Raw genomic sequence first — 17465 nt, 5'->3', positions numbered from 1 at the left:
CGCCTTATGAGGCATTTTCCGGCATAGATTCAATCCACAGTGCTTCACCTTCCTGTTTGATAGCGTAGGTTTGCAATGGCTCCTCTGCCGGTTCTTCACTGGGCTGTCCCGTTGCCAGACTGAAATAACTGCCATGCAAGGGGCATTTCACTGATTTACCCTTTAAGCAGCCGGTATACAAGGAGGCATCCTCATGCGTGCAGGTATCATCCAGCGCATAAAAGACACCTTCTACATGGGCAATCAAAATACGTTTACCTGCAATTTCAACCCGTAACATTTTGCCAGGAGGGCATTCATCAGCGTGTGCAACGCGATACCATTTCATGAGATTAGACTCCGTCTTTTATTTTTTTGCATCTGGATAATATGATTTGAGATGTTGCTCTCGAATACTGGTATAGGATTGTAATTTACCATTGGTGCTTTGTAATTCAGAATCCAAAAAATATTTTAAGACTTCATCATTTTCTTGATTCTTTAAATCCTGCAAAATACGAAAACCTTCCAATAATATATCTGCGCGTTCGCGAACTAAGCGTCTGCAATTAAGATTCAGTAGTTCATTAACGGTATAATTTACTTTTTCTTGTTCCTCTGTAGATGACTTATCGCTGACCAATATTTCACCTGTCAGGGAGTAGAAAAAATAGTGTTCACAATCGGCATCTATTGGGCTGATAAATTTTCCTGCATTGTAGCGACTGCCTTTATAGTGCCCACAACTGGAATCTGAAATATCAACACCACCTTTTAAGGCATCGCTGTCGCGACAAGAAAGTACTAAATTATCATAGTCAAAGGTTTTTTCTGGATAACGTGATTTTGGCTGAACATGCTCAATATGTTGTCCCATATCGCTATCCAATCGGTTTTCACAATAGGCACAAAGTCCTTGTTGGCGTGGTAATAAGGCATCTTCCACTTTTTTCTTGTAGCTAAAATTTTTCCAGGCAGATGTTGCCTCTTGCTCATTACCTGGAATAGTTTGTTGTTGGCGTTGTTCTAATTGATAAGGGGTATGACTGGCTGGCGCTAAATACTTCATATCAATTTACCTTTTTTGCCTGCCATTGATGAATAACCATATCAGCCATTTGCAAATGAATATCACCTACGCCAAATGTTTGCTCTAACAGTTCGCGCCATTCCTTGACTTGTGGACTGTCATAATCACCGCTTTCAACCCGTTTCAAATAATCATTGAGCAAACCTGTTTCTTCTATTACATCTCTTGGTGCTCTGGAATTGACATGAAAAATATCTTCCAAAACTTCTCGACTTTCTCGCCCATAAGGGTTGATAGCAGGTTGTTGCGCATGTACTTCACCAGCATTTAGCAGTCGAATCTGTTCTTTTTTTACCGTGCTGAGTACTTGGGGGCTGTGGCTGGTAACAATAAATTGCAATAAGGGAAAAGCCGTTGTTAAATCGTGTAAAACCGTTTGCTGCCAACGTGGATGCAAGTGTAAATCCACTTCATCAATTAAAATAATGCCTATAGTTTCCAAGGCAGCATTGGCTTTAAGATGGGCATTGAGACGGGCTGCGCGATAGGCAATATCACCTACCAGGGCGAGTAAATTACGAATACCATCACTCAATTGCGCAAAAGGCAGGATTCCATAATCATCATGTTCAACCACTAAAGTTTCTAAACCTGCGCGATAATGTAAATTTTTCCAACCACTGATACGCAGACAGATATTTACTGCTTGTTTGATGCTTTGAAGTAAAGGATGAAATTCAGAATGGGTCGGTGTTTGTTTTTCCTGAGCCTGTTGCAGTCTATGCTCAAAATCCGCACGTTCAAGTGCCGCGAACCAATCTGCAAAAACAAGATAATTAGAGGCTGGATTGAGGCATTCATCATATCCCATCATTCTGGATCTTGAATGTTTGGCCTTACGATTTTTAGATAATTTGGTTTTTCGCCATAAACGCTCTGTTCCATAATATGCTAACAAAGGCAGTGTCACGGTTTCCCCGTTTCTAACCTGTACTTGTAATTTTTTGGCATATGTTTTTAAGCAAACTGCATCTTTTATTGTTGTTTTTGATTTTTTACCATTGAGTGTGCGTTTCCAGGTTTGGGGCGTACCTGCAATATCGCCACTAGCCTCTAAGCTCAATGGATATTGCGCTTCCATTGTGATGGGGGTCTGTGAAGTTCTGCGTAATTGTACATCATCATTGACAAAACCATTACCTTTGCCTTCATCAAAATTACCGACAAAAACACCTAATGCAACGGTAACTGCATCTAAAATAGCGGTTTTTCCTCCCCCATTTTCTGCGGCAATCACTGTTAATTGAGGATGAAAATCTATCTTAAAGGTATCAAAGCAACGGTAATTTTCAAGGTGCAAATCATTAATTTTCACTTATCTTTCCTGTTCCAAAGTATTAAGGATAGTATCCCAATAAAACTGAACATCCTTTAAAACAAATCAATATAGAATCTTTATTTTTTTCCATTCTTTACCGCTCCCGCAACGCCCGCTCCTGCATCCGGTTAAAAGGTTTTAACAAATAATCCAGCACGGTCTTGCGCCCGGTCAGTATATCCACCGATGTGGTCATGCCGGGAATAATCGGCAGACTGTTTTCCTTGCTGCCCAGATAATGATGTTCCGTGCGTACTCGAATCAGGAACACGGCTTCCTGCTTGTCGTTATGAATGGTGTCCGCGCCAATATATTCAAGACGCGCCGGTAAACCACCAAAAATTGCAAAATCATAAGCGGTAAATTTGACCATGGCTTTTTGTCCGGGGTGTAAAAAGGCAATATCAGCAGGACGGATTTCTGCTTCAATCAGCAAATTATCCTCCAAGGGCACAATTTCCGCCAGCGTCATGCCGGGTTGTACCACGCCGCCAATGGTGTTGACATGTAAGGTTTTGATGGTGCCGCGCACGGGGGAGCGTACTGCGGTGCGGGTAACCTGATCAGTCAGGGTTTCCTTGCTGGCTTGCAGGCGTGAGAGTTGGGCCTGGGTCTCATTGAGTTCGTTAAATGCTGAGGAGAGGAAAGTGGCTTGATGGGCTGCAATTTTACCTTTGGCTTCATTAATTGCTGCTTTAGCGCGTGGAATGGTCAATTGATTACTGTTCATGTCGCCGCGCAAGTCATTCACCTGACGCTTCAGGCGCAATAACTCCACTTCCGACATAATGCCTTGTTTAACTAAAGGCTGGGTAATTTTTAATTCTTTATTGGCTAATTGATAACTACGTTGTAATTGACCTTGTTTGGCTTGTAATTCTTTTAAGGCCTGTTGTTTTTGTTCAAGTTGACGCTTAAAAACACTGATAGCCGTTTTTAATTCCTGCTGCCGGGAAAAATACAAGGCTTGTTCATTACCCCAGAAGTTCTCGCCTGCTGGTAAGGTTTCGGGCATTTTTAATGGCTGTTGCCGGGTTTCTGCTTCCAGGCGTTTGATTTTTGCCTGTAACACCTGACGTTGCAGATTATTGTCCTGATAAGAAGAGGCAAAGCGGGTGTCATCAATGCGCAGCAGAATCTGGTCTTGTTCGACAATATCCCCTTCGCTGACCTTTAACTCAACAACAATACCACCTTCCAGATTCTGCACCTGTTGCACCTGACGCGAAGGAATTACCCGCCCCTGACCGCGCGTGACTTCATCAATCTCGGCAAAATAAGCCCAGACTGTTGCAATCAGCATGAAGCCAAAAACCAGCCATAATAATAAATGACTGGCAAAGTGGGTGCGGGTATTCAGCAAAAAGTCAGGTTTTTGCATGTTTCCTTAGCTTTAATCTACCCGATAATTAGGGGCTTCTTTGGTAATTTGCACATCATGTACATGGCTTTCCCGCGATCCGGCATTGGTGATGCGGACAAATTCTGGACGGGTACGCATTTCATCCAGCGTGGCACAGCCGGTATAACCCATGCTGGAGCGTACGCCACCCAGCAATTGATGAACCACACCTAATACGCTGCCCTTATAAGGCACGCGACCTTCAATACCTTCTGGCACCAGTTTTTCCTTATCTTCAGTATCCTGAAAATAACGGTCTTTAGAGCCTTGTTTCTGCGCCATTGCGCCCAGAGAACCCATGCCGCGATAAGATTTATAAGAGCGTCCCTGGAATAACTCCACGTCACCCGGTGCTTCTTCGGTACCGGCAAACAAGCTGCCTATCATCACTGAATGCGCGCCAGCAACCATCGCTTTGGCAATATCACCGGAATAACGAATACCACCATCAGCAATCAGTGGTACACCTGTACCTTCCAGGGCTTTAGCAACATTACTGATCGCTGAAATCTGTGGCACGCCAACCCCTGCAACGATACGGGTGGTACAGATAGAACCCGGCCCGATGCCCACTTTAACCGCATCAGCACCGGCTTCAACCAGGGCCTTAGCCGCATCACCTGTGGCGATATTGCCCCCAATCACCTGCACCTGCGGATGATTTTGTTTAGTGCGGCGCACTGCGTCCAGTACGCCCTGGGAATGTCCATGTGCAGTATCCACAATCAATACGTCCACGCCTGCGGCAACCAAAGCGGCAACACGCTCATCGGTATCTCCACCCGTGCCAACGGCTGCACCCACTCGTAAACGTTCGCGTTCATCTTTACAGGCATTCGGATAATCTGTGGCTTTTTGAATATCTTTGACAGTAATCAGGCCGCGCAGTTCAAATTCATCACTGACCACCAGAATTTTTTCAATCCGGTGTTTATGCAGCAGATGTAAAACTTCTTCACGTTCCGCGCCTTCTTTGACGGTAATGAGTTTGTCCTGCTGGGTCATGATGGTCTTAACCGGGTTATCTAAACCGGTTTCAAAACGCAAATCGCGGTTAGTGACAATACCCATGAGTTTGTTATTTTCCACCACCGGTACGCCGGAAATTCTGCGGGTACTGGTCAGTTCTATTACTTCCCTGATGGTGGTTTCAGGTGTTACGGTAATCGGATCACTAATTACGCCGCTTTCAAATTTTTTCACCTGTAACACTTGTCTGGCCTGCTCTGCAATGGTCATATTTTTATGGATAATGCCAATACCACCTTCTTGCGCCAGGGTAATTGCCAGCTGCGCTTCTGTAACGGTATCCATCGCTGCTGACAGCAAGGGGATATTTAATTGTATGTCCCGCGTTAACTGGGTATTCAATGTCACTTGTTTAGGTAATACATTGGAATAGGCGGGTAACAGTAATACATCGTCAAAAGTGAGGGCTTCTTGTACGATACGCATAAAGGCAAATCCTGTTATGATAAATGTTAATCGGTGCAGGGAGGAGAGGCATGCCTTGATCCTATTTGAATCTTGACTTGCTGATAGCGTTATCGGTGGTTTTTGCCTCTGGCTGCATTAATAAAAAAACATTATATGATACACTATTTTTCTTGATTATTGATACCCGAAGGAGGGTCTTATGAAAAAATTATCTGGTTATCTGATCACTTGTTTATTCTTATTTGGTTGTGCTTCCGCGCCCAGTATCAGCAACGCCAATGCAGGTGCTTCGGCAGAAGCCCTCATTGCAGAAGCGGAGGCGGTAACCAAGCAAGCAGCCGCCGTTGAATATCAATGGCGTGATACCGCAAAAGTGATTAAAAAAGCAAAAAAAGCAGCGGCTGACGGTGATCAGGCGACAGCGATTAAGTTAGCTAAAAAAGCCATCCTCCAGTCTAAAATGGCAATTCAACAGGCGGAACAACAAAAGAATGCGGGGCCACGTTTTTAATAAACCTGAGTCATTTTATGGATAACCCCCTTGAAGGGGTGTTATCCGTTAGGGTCAGGAAATTCAGCTTATAACACCAAAGGACATATCTTATGTTAAAAATACTTTCTGCCTGCCTGGTCTTATCATCTGGTTTTTTTTCAACGACTGTTTGTGCTGAAAAAATCAGTGAGACTGATGCTTTGGTTACTTACAAAGCGGCAGATGAGTTTGAGATGGTGAAAGAAAATATGGTTATGGCCATTACCAACCAAGGGTTGAAAGTCAGTGGTTATTTACATATTGCAGAAATGATGCAGCGCACGGCAAAAGACCTGGGTTTTAACAATGTATTTCATCATGCCGAATCCATTGAGTTTTGCAGTGCTTTAATGTCACATCGCATGGTGCAGTTAGATCCGGCCAATGCTGCGGTTTGCCCATTTACCATTAATATTTACAGCAAGGCCGATTCACCAGAGCAGGTGTATGTTTCAGTCAGAAAGATTTATTTGCAAGGCGATGATGACAAGGCAAAAGCCGCGTTAAACCAAAAAATTAATCAATGGCTGGATGCCATTGTGGTAGAAGGTTTGGATGAATAATGGTGTAACAGCACCACCACCAATAAACCTACGATCATCAAATCCATAGATAACACCAAGGTACTGTCAAGCGTTTTGGGGAAGTAGGGCGTGGTGCTGATGAGCTTTTCCTTGTTGTGTATCAGCGCGTAAGTGCGTTCCTGAAAAGGCCAGATCACCCACAAGGAAGCCGTCAGCACACCGATAATACTGAGCAGTGCCTGAGTATGATAATGCCCCAGTAACCAACCCAGCACGCGGCTGAAAATCACCAGTCCCGTGGCTGCGCCAAAGGCAAAAGGTACAATAATCCAGAGATTAAAATGCCCCAGACCATTGAGTATGGTGTCATATTTTTTCAAAATGAGCAGAATAAAAGAGCCTGAAATACCGGGTAGCAACATGGCGCTGATAGCAAGAAAACCACTAATAAAAATAAACCAGCTGGTATCCGGCGTACTCATTGGTACGCTGGTCACGACAAACCAACCCAGCACCGCGCCCAACGGCCAGAACAGCCAATAACTATTTTTTTCAACCTGTAAATCCCGCAACAAGGTGATAATAGAACCCACTATCAATCCAAAAAATAACCCATACACCGCTTCAGGATGTGTGTGCAGCCACTCTGGCAAAGGAATGACCCGGGTGAAAAACATCAGCGCAGCAAAAATACCCAGCACTAAGGGCAGTAAAAAAGCCCATTGCGGATGAAACAAAGCGCCTTGCATATTAAAATGCATAATATGTTGTAGCCAAACCCGGTCAAATGAGCGAATTGCCGCCAGCCAGCGTTCATAAATACCCAGCACCAGCGCCATCGTCCCGCCACTGACACCCGGCACCACATCCGCCGCCCCCATAAAAAAGCCTTTCCAGACTAAATCCAGACGTTGTTGCATAAACTTCAATATTGACATATGTATTCTCTATTCTGATTTTGGATGGATATATTGTTATGTTTATCGCTGCCAGTGTACGGTAACAGTGCCGTGACATTAGTATTTATTGCCACGATTATACCAAGCACTATTGCCGCAATTTTCACTTGCGTAGTGTTTGTGAAAAAGCTGAAAGCCAAATTCAACCCCATATCTATCAAAAACCAGCATGAGCTTCTGGCGGTTTTCAGCCGCGTAGCGGCTGAAAGAAGCCAAAAGCGAATTCCTTATATGGGTTTGGCAGGCAGGCTGACTTCAAAAATATTCCCCTGCTCTTCCCGCTCCGTCACCTGAATCTGTCCCCCATGCAATTCAACCAGATTACGTGCCAAAGTTAAACCTAAACCTGGGCCTTCATGTGAACGTGTGGTAATTGGGCATAACTGCACAAAGGGATCAAAAATTCTGTGTTGCTCCTCATTGGGAATAGTTTCAGCGCTATCCCAAACATCAATAAAGAGTTGCTGAGAATCCTGCGCATATTGAATGTCAATACCAATCTGACTATGCTCAGGACTAAAATTCACCGCATTATCCAATAAATTACCAATAACCTGACGCAGGCGTGATGTGTTCATTGGAATTTCCAGCAATTTCAGATATTTGGGGTTTAAATGTACAGTGATATGCTTTTTCAGTGCTAATTGTGCAATCGTTTGCAGGCTTTCATCACACAAATGGCGGATATCAATTGCCTGATGCAGTTGAACTTTTGTTGCACTGTCCATCGTCCCTTGCTTGGTGGTTTCTAATATATTATCAACCAGCTTTAATAAACGCCAACCGCTGGAATCAATGATTTCAATATTCTCCCGTTGGGTTTCATCTGAGGTATTTTTCAGAAAGCTGGTCATACCAAGAATACCATTGAGGGGGGTACGAAATTCATGGCTCATCAGCATCAGAAATTCATTTTTAACCTGCAAGGCTTTTTCTAGAGCCGCGTTTGATTCACTTAACGCGGTATTACTCTGCTTTAACTTTTCTGTTCTTTTGGCAACCAATTCTTCAAGCACTTCATTTTGGCGGGCTAAGTCCTGCTGTAAATGATGCAATTGTAAATGGGTGGAAACCCGGGCCAGCACTTCCATTTCATTAAATGGTTTGGAAACATAGTCCACCGCACCGGTTTCAAAGGCTTTAATCTTATCTCTGGGATCATCTAAGGCGCTGATAAAAATAACCGGAATTTCCTGAGTTTCCGGATTCTCTTTTAATTGTCTGCACACCTCATAGCCGTCCATTTCAGGCATACGGATGTCTAATAAAATCAAATCAACCATGCGGTGTTGTAATGATTTCAGTACCATTTTTCCGCTGTTAGTAGGACGCACCTGATAACCGTGGTTGCTTAATACGCCTTTTAAAACGGCTAAATTATCGGGGTTATCATCTACAATCATAATACTGTCAGGCATTGCTGATTCCTTAATTATTCTATATTGAGTGCTTGCTCACAGAGTTCCAGCAAACGCTCATAATGGTATTCACTGACCAGTGCCTGAATTGCTTTTGCAACGGCAGGGTGTTGTTGCTGAATCTGAATATTAATTTGTGCTATCGCTTCTTCATCCAGAGATAATGTGGCTTCATATAAGTCATTTACCAGTATTTCTGGCAGTGCTGTCAAGTCTTCTGCCTGTAAATAAAGCTGTGTTGCAGTTGATATTTCCTGCTGTTTTTCTGCAAAAGTATAACGCACCCCCAGAGCGTCCTCCAGATGTTTAAATAATTCATTAAAATGATAAGGTTTTTTAAGAACGTCATCACATCCGGCAGCAAGAATTTTATCACGTTGCGTTTTAAATACATTGGCTGTTACGGCAATAATTTTAACCGCTTTACCACCCGGCAGTTCACGGATTTTACGTGCAGCCTGATAACCATCCATCAGCGGCATCCGCATATCCAATAACAATAAATGTGGCGACCACTTTTGAAAAGCACTGATTGCTGTAAAACCATCTTCGGCACTATAAACGCTAAACCCTTTCTGTTCTAAAAGTTCCTGCAATAAACTGCGATTTACGGCATCATCATCAACCACTAAAATCCGCCATTTTGGCTGCCTGGCATCTAACCCGGTGATTTCCAGTTGTTGAGTTTTGTCAACAGGCGCGGGCCTGCTGATTTTTTTATCGGAATTTTGAAATGAAATAAAGTACCCTTTCCGGGTGTGCTTTGTGCATGGATACTGCCCCCCATTAATTCAATGAATGAACGCGAAATAGCCAACCCCAGCCCGGTTCCTTTTTGCTCCATCTGAAGTATCGAATACGCCTGAACAAAAGGGCTAAATATTGCCTGTAACTGATTCGCTTCAATACCCACCCCCGTATCTTCGACATCAATATGCAACCACAGTTTCTGATCGGAATCAAGGCGACAATCTGCGCGTAAGGTGATGCCCCCTTTTTTGGTGAATTTAAGCGCATTACCCAGTAAATTGGTGATGATCTGGCGTAATTTACCGGGATCAGTCTGAATATAACAAAGCACACTGTCATCAATCTCCACCTCCAAACTCAGTCCTTGAGTTTGCGCCCGAAACATAAACATCTCAAGCAGATTTTTAAGCATTTTATGCAGATCAAAATTTTCCAGATGCAACTCGGTCTTGCCTGCTTCAATTTTAGATAAGTCCAGCACATCATTAATCATTGTCAACAGGTGCTCACCGGCGCGATTAATGGTATTGAGTTGTTCTTGTTGCTTTAATGTGACTTCAGGCGCATGTGTCATTAACTGTGAGAAGCCCAGGATGGCATTTAAGGGGGTGCGCAATTCATGTGACATATTCGCCAGAAAAATACTCTTGGCCCGGTTTGCTGCTTCTGCGGCCTCTTTCGCCTGCAAGAGTTGTTGTTCAATGTGTCGGCGTTTGCTGATATCACGCGCCACCGCATAAATTCTTTGTTCTTGAGGTTCCGGGTGAAAATTCCACTCCAGCCAGCAATATCCACCCGTTTTATAACGGTAACGGTTTTCAAAATGTAATACTTGAATACCTTTGCCCAACTGGGTTTGAATCATCTTTTTTGTTTTTTGACGATCTTCAGGATGAATAAAAGCAAAAAATGATTGTGCTTGTAATTCATTTTTGCTGTAACCCAGAATGTCCTCAAATGCCGGATTAAGCTTAAGAAAATAACCATCCATACTGGCAATGCAGATCATATCAATAGATAGCTCAAAAATTTGTTTAAGTTCCTGCTCCAGTTGTTGCAACTTACTGGTTCTGGCGGTAACCAGTTCTTCCAGGTTATTCTTGTGCTGTTTTAATTCTTTTTCTGCTTGTATTTGTGCGCTGATGTCACGTTTTACGGCGGCATAATTAACAATTTTGCCAGCCTGATCTTTAATGGGGAATATCGATGCCGCTTCATAATAGTGCTGATGGTTTTTACGCTGATTGATTAAATGCCCAAACCAGGTTTTCCCCTGTGTCAGTTGCACCCACATATTTTCATAAAAATCTGATTTGTGTTCACCACTTTGCAACATGCGGGGATTTTTTCCCAATACTTCTTGTGCAGAATAGCCGGTATTTTTTTCAAAATAAGGATTCGTGTAAATAATATTCGCATCAGTATCTGTTATTACAATACTCACGGGTGCTTGTTCCACCACTGTTGCCAGACGTGCGGCATGAATCTGGGCCTGGATGCGATCAGTCACATCAACCACTGAAAGCAGAACGCCAGTAGTTTCTCCCAGAGCATTAGTCACTGGCGTTAAACTCCAATCCCAATAGGTGGTGTTACGCTCTATTTGTTCGGGATGTTCAAAAGGTTTTGCCTGTACAAAATAAGGTTTTCCGGTATCAACAACCCTTTGGAATATCTTTTCATTTTCTTGATTGGGATAGAGTTGAAAATGATTTTTCCCAATAAAATCTTCAGCCTGCTTTTTTCCTGCCACGGCATACGCGCGATTCACCCGGATAAAATTAAAGGACTTATCCATGTACGCCAGCAGAAAATTAGTGGTTGCAAAAATCTGCTCCAGTATTTCTTCATCTTTATGAAACGCAATTTTAACTTGTTGATGTTGGTGACGTTCTGCGGTATCGCCCAATTCCCGCAAAATGGCAGGCACCAAGCGCGCAAAATTTTCTTTACTGATAAAATCATGTGCGCCAGCTTTCAGTAAACTGACCGAATCCTCTTCACGGATCACCCCTGATATGATAATAAAAGGAATATCCAACTGCTGCGCCTGATAAATTTCCAGTGCTGCTTGTGCGCTGAAATCTGGCAGGCAGACATCACTGATAATAACATCCCAACTCTGCTCAAGCAGTGCTGCTTCCATAGCTGCTGCACAATCAATACGCCGTGCCTCAACTGTGATATTTTCTTTATCGAAGGCGGTATCTAAAGCATCTTGAAGCAGAAAAAAGTCATCTTCGTTATCCTCAATTACCAGAAGTTGCAAAGGCGCAATGCTCATGGTTTTTATATCCTGTTTTTTTGCGCTTGAATCTGAATCTTTTATTATACGCTTGCTATAATTCAAGAATTTTTATTTCCCGGAATTTCTTAAAAATGTCTGATTTACCTGATACACAAAAATTACTGCAATCTTTACAAGCAGAAAATACCGCATTACGTGACAGGTTGCATGAATTAAGCCAGCAACTTGCCGCAGGTATGAACAAACCCGCGTTTGAACGGGCTTTGATTGCGCAGCCTATCGCTTATGCCTTAGCCGGTGAGGGTGATTGTCGAGAGGATTATTTACGTTTACTTGCATGGGTGCGGCAACAGGGCAGCCATTCAGAACACGCTGATGAAACTGCTGATTTACAGGCCTTGCAAATGGGTGATGAGCGTTTACAAGCCGAATTACGCGGTTTGATGGAGCGCCTGGAAGCATCACGCTGGCCGCAAGTGCGCCGCCATGTGCCTGCGGTGGAAAGTATTGCAAAGCAAGTACAGGCTTTGTTTGGCAAAACCCAAAACCACCAGAGCAAGCCCCATAATTCAGGGCTGCTGATGCTGGCTGAAGATTACACCAAGCACCTGCCACCGCCCAATCCGTTGTCAGAATTACAGCCCAATTTCATGAGTATTGCAGGCAGTGAAGACAAGCCATGTTTTATGGAAAACACCCCAAAACTGGGTAAACAGCCCTTTTTTTTAAGCGATGCCAAAACCGTGCTGGCTTTCACCTTATATTGTCTGGAAAATGATTTTTATCGTCTGGATTTACTATTTGGTACCTGCCTGCGGGTGAATTCTTGTCAATTACGTCTGATTATCCGGGAATACAATCACGTTAAACCAGGCCCTGTGGTGCGCGTAGTGCAATTTGATGGCATGGAAGTGTTTGATAATCAATTTCACCCGATTCGTTTTGAACCCATTAGCAATTCTGCGGGTAAAAATTACTGGATAGAACTGGATTCCCCCGATGCCAGACCTGAAGCTTCGCTGGCAGTATGGTGCCAGGAAAAATCACCCTGGTTACAAGCAGTGGTATCCGCAGAGCCATTAGAATCAACTACAGTTGCTGCTGCACCCAAAAACCATCAATTTTCCAACGTATTAAGCACCACTTCAGCACAGCATTTATTGCTGGTTAGCGGACTGGTTTTAGCAGAAGATGGCAGCAGGTTACGCAGCTTATTATATCGTTGGGAGCAATGGCTAAAGGCTGAACAAGAAACCGCGCAAGTGTGGATTTGTTCCGCCTTGTCAGCAAGCCAGCAAGCCGAATGTGAAGCCCAGGGCTGGGTGGTGAAAAACACGGCTGCGCTACCGGTTTTACTTGAGGAAGCAAAGACAAGCACGGCTGACAGCATTTTTTTATGTGATGTTCATGCCCTGCCGGAAAACAATCTCTTACAACAAACCGCCGATTTATGGCACGATCCCCAGGTTGCTGCGTTGATACCCTGCGAGTTGGATGCAAAGCAACGTATTCAGGCGGCCTATGCGATTACCGTGCGCGATGGCGGCTTAAAATATCCGGCAGCAGGTATGCCTGTCGATCATCCTGAATATAACTATAGACGCAAGGTAAATGCCTGTCACAGCACACTGCTACGTTTACGCCGCAGTGCTCTGGTGCAGGTTGACTTGTCAATATTGTCAGAATACGACCAGCCCTTAATGCAGCTTAATGACATGCTTATGCAATTTGAACAGCAGGGCAAACACAGTCTGTATCAAAGCAAGTTCAGTTACCAACGTGCTCAGGCCATTGTCACGCCCCCCGTTACTTTTGCCGAGCAGCAGCTTTTTTCCCGACGTTGGCAGGCGCAATTACCGACCCATTTAAGTGCGTTCAGCCAGCCCCGTCATTTTATCAATCCCGCACAACGCCCAACGGTGTTAGTGGTGAATGACACATTGCTGGAATTTGATCAGGATTCCGCTTCCCTGCGTTTATATACCCTGCTGAAAATCTGGGTGAAACTGGGTTATCACATCACTTTTGTGGCGGATAATGCCGACAGCGCACCGCGTTACCGACAAGCACTGGAAGACCTGGGGATTGCCGTCTATCACGGTGATTACACCATACAACAGGCGATGCATGATTTGACTTATGACTATGCCTTTATCGGACGGGTGGAAGTCGGCTTTCGTTACATTCCCTTTGTGCGCCTGCTGTCACCGGAAACTACGATTTTTTACGATACCGTGGATATTCACTATATCCGTGAGCAGCGCCAGGCAGAGATTGAAAATGATGTCGAAATTGCCCGCAAAGCCAAAATCACCAAACGTAAAGAACTGCATAATTGTAAAATTTCTGATTTGGTATTAACCGTCACTGATGAAGATGGTAAACATCTGCAAAAAGACTTACCCTGGCTGCAATATGCCGTGATGCCCAATATCCACACCCGCCCGACACTGCCCCCACAAAGTTTTGCACAACGTGATGGCCTGGTATTTATTGGCAATTACGATCATGCACCGAATGAAGATGCGGTATTTTATTTTGTTGAAGAAGTGTTCCCCTTGATTCAGAAAAAATTGCCGGGAATTAAGCTATATTTACTGGGTAGTCATATGAAAACCAATATGCAAGCCCTCGCCAGCGAATACATAAAAACCATCGGCTGGGTGGATGAAGTGGAACCTGCGTTTAATCAGCGACGTTTATTTGTTTCTCCGCTGCGTTATGGTGCGGGCATGAAAGGCAAACTGGGACAGGCGATGTCTTTGGGTTTACCCGTGGTGACAACGTCAATTGGCGCAGAAGGCATGGGTCTGACAGATGGTGAAAATGCACTGATTGCCGATGACACGGCAAGCTTTGCTGAAGCCGTGTGCCAGGCTTATGAAAATGCCCAGCAATGGCAGGCATTGGCGGATAAAGGTCAGGCCTATATTGAGCAGCATTATGGTGAGACTGCGGTAAAACAACAACTGGAAAATCTTTTACTAATAAAGATTTAGAAATATACAGATAAATAGATCTTTCAGGTTTTAAAAACCTGGAAGATCTTTAAAAGAGAATATCATGAATCAAATGCACCCTATCGGTATCAGTGGCAGATTTTTACTGTTAAGCGCCGCTTTTGTCATTCTCGTTGCAGGCATGAAAGCCGCGCAAGTGTTGCTGGTGCCCTTATTACTGGCAATTTTTCTCACCATCATCATCGCCCCGATGCTGGTCTGGTTGCAGCAGCGGCAGATTTCCGGTGGCGTATCAATGCTACTGGTCATCACCATCCTGATTATTCTGCAAATGTTTTTAGTTTCTCTACTGACGACTGCGCTCACCGATTTCCAGCAATCTCTGCCCGGTTATCAGGCGCGTTTTAATACCTGGGAAGATAATCTGCAAAGCTGGTTTTTAAAACATAACATTGAAGTCTCACCCAATTTGTTTTCCCAGTATTTCAACTCCACCACCATTATTGAATTTACCACCCGCACTATTGGCGGTGTGGGCAACATCCTGTCGGAAGCATTTTTAATTTTATTGCTGGTAATTTTCATGTTACAGGAAGCGGTACATGTGCCGCTGAAACTGGATGTGATTTTAAAAACACCGGAAAGAAGCAAAAAACATTTTGAAAAAGTGGCGGAAAACATCAACCGCTATATCATGCTGAAAACACTTATCAGTCTTGCCACAGGTTTTTGTGTTTGGTTATTATTAACGCTGCTGGGTGTGGATTACCCTTTGCTTTGGGCAACTTTATCGTTTTTTCTGAACTATGTACCTAATATCGGATCTTTGATTGCCGCCGTTCCCGCCGTGGTGCTGGCTTTGTTACAGCTCGGCCCAGTCAGCGGTCTTTATACCGCCATCGGTTATTTATTTATTAACACCTTCTGGGGGAATTTTATCGAACCCCGCTTGATGGGGCGGGGACTGGGCTTGTCAACGCTGGTGGTCTTACTGTCCTTGTTATTCTGGGGTTGGGTATTGGGGCCGGTTGGCATGTTACTGTCTTTGCCACTCACCATGACGGTCAAAATCGTGCTGGAATCCTACCCAGAAACCCGCTGGATTGCAATTCTGATGGATACAGAAAAAGCCGCTCATGCGGCTTTGTTGGCGCGCAAGGCAAAGCAGGCTGAAAACCAGCAATGAGTTCCGGCATAAAACCAGCACTGTCCGCTTAAACCTTCCAGGTTTTTAATTAGCTATTTTGTGCTATCTGCTGGCGCACACTGGCTAATTGCACGCAAGTGATAAACACCGGCATTGCCTGATCAATTTCCTCCAGACTGGGGAAACTGGGCGCGATACGAATATTACAATCCTGGGGGTCTGTTTGATAAGGAAATGTTGCGCCTGCGGGTGTCAGCTTGACCCCCGCTTCTCCCGTCAGACGCACCACTTCTTTTGCCAGACCCGGCAAGGTATTAAAAGACACAAAATAACCACCCTGAGGTATTGTCCAATTCCCAACACCCTGCCCCTCTAAAGCCGCTGTTAAATGTTCCTGCACCCGATCAAATTTAGGTTTTAAAATCAGCGCATGTTTTTCCATATGCGCCAGCAGACCCGCATGATTTTTCAAAAAACGCACATGACGCAATTGATTGACCTTATCCGGGCCTATGGTTTGCGCACTCAACCAGTTTTTAAAATGCTTGAGATTATCAACTGAACTACCGGCAAAACTAACACCAGCTCCGGCAAAGGTGATTTTTGAAGTAGAGCCGGTAATAAATACGCTGTCTGTCATACCCGCTTGCTGACAGGCATCCATAATATTGGCTAAATCGAGCACTGTATCCAGATCATGCACTGCATAAGCGTTATCCCACATAATACGGAAATTTTTACCCGCGATATTGCCAAGCTGCGCCAAGCGTTGCACAGTTGCTTTTGAATAACACTCGCCACTGGGGTTGGAATATTTCGGTACGCACCAGATGCCCTTGATATTATTGTCGGCTTTAACTAAAGCCTCAACCTGCGCCATATCCGGGCCGCTTGCAGTCATATCAATATTAATCATTTCTATGTTCAGGGATTCACAAATCGTAAAATGCCTGTCATAACCGGGTACCACGCATAAAAATTTAACCGGTTTGCCTGCGGCTTCAATAAACCAGGCGCTGTTTTCGCCCTGTATACCAATGTACATACAAAACATCATATACTGATACATTAAGGTCAGGCTGCTGTTGCCACCCACCAAAGTTTGCTCAGAGCTGACACCCAGTAAGGCTGCGCCAAGCTCACGCGCTTCAGGAATACCGTTTATGCCGCCATAATTGCGTACATCCACACCGTCACGGGTTTTATAATTGCCCGCCAAAATACCGTCTAAAGCATCAGAAAGAGCCAGTTGCTCGGTACTGGGCTTGCCACGGGTTAAATCCAGATTTAAACCGGCTTGTAAAAAGCCCTGATAACGCGCTGAAAGCTGCCGTTCTTGTTCGCTTAGTTGTTCAATACTTAAGTGTGCCATGATAAAAACGCATCCTGATAAAAAAAGAAGCTGGGAAAGTGGCTTATTTTACCTGAATTCAATGCAAGCTTCATTGACTGTTAAAGATACTGAAAATTGCTTCCATATTGTATTAAGTATTTAATTTTCCATGCACAAGGTTAAAACCTTCGCCTTTCAGGCGAACAGATTTATCTCTAATGTTTAACGGTAAAACTTAAAATAGAGATGTTGCCAAATAAGACAAAAACATACAAACTTGTAATTTGAGTCATCCACAGAGCCAAAAAAATGTTGAATCTTGACAGAATACAGAAAAACGAACGCCTCATGAGAGCTATGTTTGGCTT

General features: G+C 44.0%; 15 protein-coding genes. 4 read left to right on the top strand and 11 right to left on the bottom strand.

What is annotated here, in order from left to right; genetic code table 11:
* Positions 1–4: 4 nt before the first annotated feature.
* The 5 genes from QUF61_RS05980 to guaB form a co-directional block, all read right to left on the bottom strand.
* Positions 5–328: a Rieske (2Fe-2S) protein gene (locus QUF61_RS05980; RefSeq protein ID WP_103919470.1), complete on the bottom strand. Its 324-nt coding sequence runs from the start codon at positions 326–328 to the stop codon at positions 5–7.
* Between the two features lie 18 nt (positions 329–346).
* Positions 347–1048 (bottom strand): retron system putative HNH endonuclease, encoded by a 702-nt coding sequence (locus tag QUF61_RS05975; protein ID WP_289680938.1) that lies wholly within the window; start codon positions 1046–1048, stop codon positions 347–349.
* A gap of 1 nt (position 1049) precedes the next feature.
* On the bottom strand, positions 1050–2384 hold the full coding sequence (locus QUF61_RS05970) for an AAA family ATPase (protein ID WP_289680937.1): 1335 nt from the start codon (positions 2382–2384) through the stop codon (positions 1050–1052).
* 97 nt (positions 2385–2481) lie between these two features.
* Entirely contained in the window at positions 2482–3768 is a 1287-nt protein-coding gene (locus QUF61_RS05965; protein ID WP_289680936.1) for an HlyD family type I secretion periplasmic adaptor subunit, read from the bottom strand.
* A 12-nt stretch (positions 3769–3780) separates the two neighbouring features.
* A complete protein-coding gene (gene guaB / locus QUF61_RS05960; RefSeq protein WP_103920854.1) occupies positions 3781–5244 on the bottom strand; it encodes an IMP dehydrogenase in 1464 nt (487 codons plus the stop codon).
* 181 nt (positions 5245–5425) lie between these two features.
* Between guaB and QUF61_RS05955 the strand changes: the two genes are divergently transcribed.
* Together QUF61_RS05955 and QUF61_RS05950 are read left to right on the top strand one after the other, a co-directional pair.
* The gene (locus QUF61_RS05955) at positions 5426–5737 is read left to right on the top strand and encodes a SoxXA-binding protein (protein ID WP_103920855.1); all 312 of its coding nucleotides are present in this window, start codon (positions 5426–5428) and stop codon (positions 5735–5737) included.
* Between the two features lie 92 nt (positions 5738–5829).
* Positions 5830–6321 (top strand): DUF302 domain-containing protein, encoded by a 492-nt coding sequence (locus QUF61_RS05950; RefSeq protein WP_103920856.1) that lies wholly within the window; start codon positions 5830–5832, stop codon positions 6319–6321.
* On the opposite strand, the gene QUF61_RS05945 is transcribed toward QUF61_RS05950, so the two are convergent.
* The 5 genes from QUF61_RS05945 to QUF61_RS05925 all read right to left on the bottom strand — a co-directional run bounded on the left by QUF61_RS05945 (position 6279) and on the right by QUF61_RS05925 (position 11693).
* A complete protein-coding gene (locus tag QUF61_RS05945; protein WP_289680933.1) occupies positions 6279–7220 on the bottom strand; it encodes a DUF368 domain-containing protein in 942 nt (313 codons plus the stop codon). The two genes, QUF61_RS05950 and QUF61_RS05945, sit on opposite strands and share 43 nt — an antisense overlap.
* 78 nt (positions 7221–7298) lie before the next feature.
* Positions 7299–7457 (bottom strand): hypothetical protein, encoded by a 159-nt coding sequence (locus tag QUF61_RS05940; RefSeq protein ID WP_289680932.1) that lies wholly within the window; start codon positions 7455–7457, stop codon positions 7299–7301.
* 11 nt (positions 7458–7468) lie between these two features.
* On the bottom strand, positions 7469–8659 hold the full coding sequence (locus QUF61_RS05935) for a hybrid sensor histidine kinase/response regulator (RefSeq protein ID WP_289680930.1): 1191 nt from the start codon (positions 8657–8659) through the stop codon (positions 7469–7471).
* 14 nt (positions 8660–8673) lie between these two features.
* Positions 8674–9288, bottom strand: a complete 615-nt coding sequence (locus QUF61_RS05930; RefSeq protein WP_289680929.1) for a response regulator — start codon at positions 9286–9288, stop codon at positions 8674–8676.
* A 29-nt stretch (positions 9289–9317) separates the two neighbouring features.
* Positions 9318–11693 (bottom strand): PAS domain S-box protein, encoded by a 2376-nt coding sequence (locus QUF61_RS05925; RefSeq protein ID WP_289680928.1) that lies wholly within the window; start codon positions 11691–11693, stop codon positions 9318–9320.
* A 95-nt stretch (positions 11694–11788) separates the two neighbouring features.
* Here QUF61_RS05925 and QUF61_RS05920 point away from each other — a divergent pair, with 95 nt between their 5' ends.
* Together QUF61_RS05920 and QUF61_RS05915 are read left to right on the top strand one after the other, a co-directional pair.
* Entirely contained in the window at positions 11789–14656 is a 2868-nt protein-coding gene (locus QUF61_RS05920) for a glycosyltransferase (protein ID WP_289680927.1), read from the top strand.
* A gap of 64 nt (positions 14657–14720) precedes the next feature.
* Complete coding sequence (locus tag QUF61_RS05915; RefSeq protein ID WP_286019424.1) at positions 14721–15803, top strand: AI-2E family transporter; 1083 nt, start codon at positions 14721–14723, stop codon at positions 15801–15803.
* A gap of 49 nt (positions 15804–15852) precedes the next feature.
* On the opposite strand, the gene QUF61_RS05910 is transcribed toward QUF61_RS05915, so the two are convergent.
* A complete protein-coding gene (locus tag QUF61_RS05910) occupies positions 15853–17136 on the bottom strand; it encodes an aspartate aminotransferase type Ic (protein ID WP_289680926.1) in 1284 nt (427 codons plus the stop codon).
* Positions 17137–17465 lie beyond the last annotated feature (329 nt).

This window comes from Candidatus Venteria ishoeyi (assembly GCF_030378065.1).
In the GTDB taxonomy this organism is placed as follows: Bacteria; Pseudomonadota; Gammaproteobacteria; order Beggiatoales; family Beggiatoaceae; genus Venteria; species Venteria ishoeyi.
This window is presented reverse-complemented; position numbering and strand designations above follow the sequence as displayed.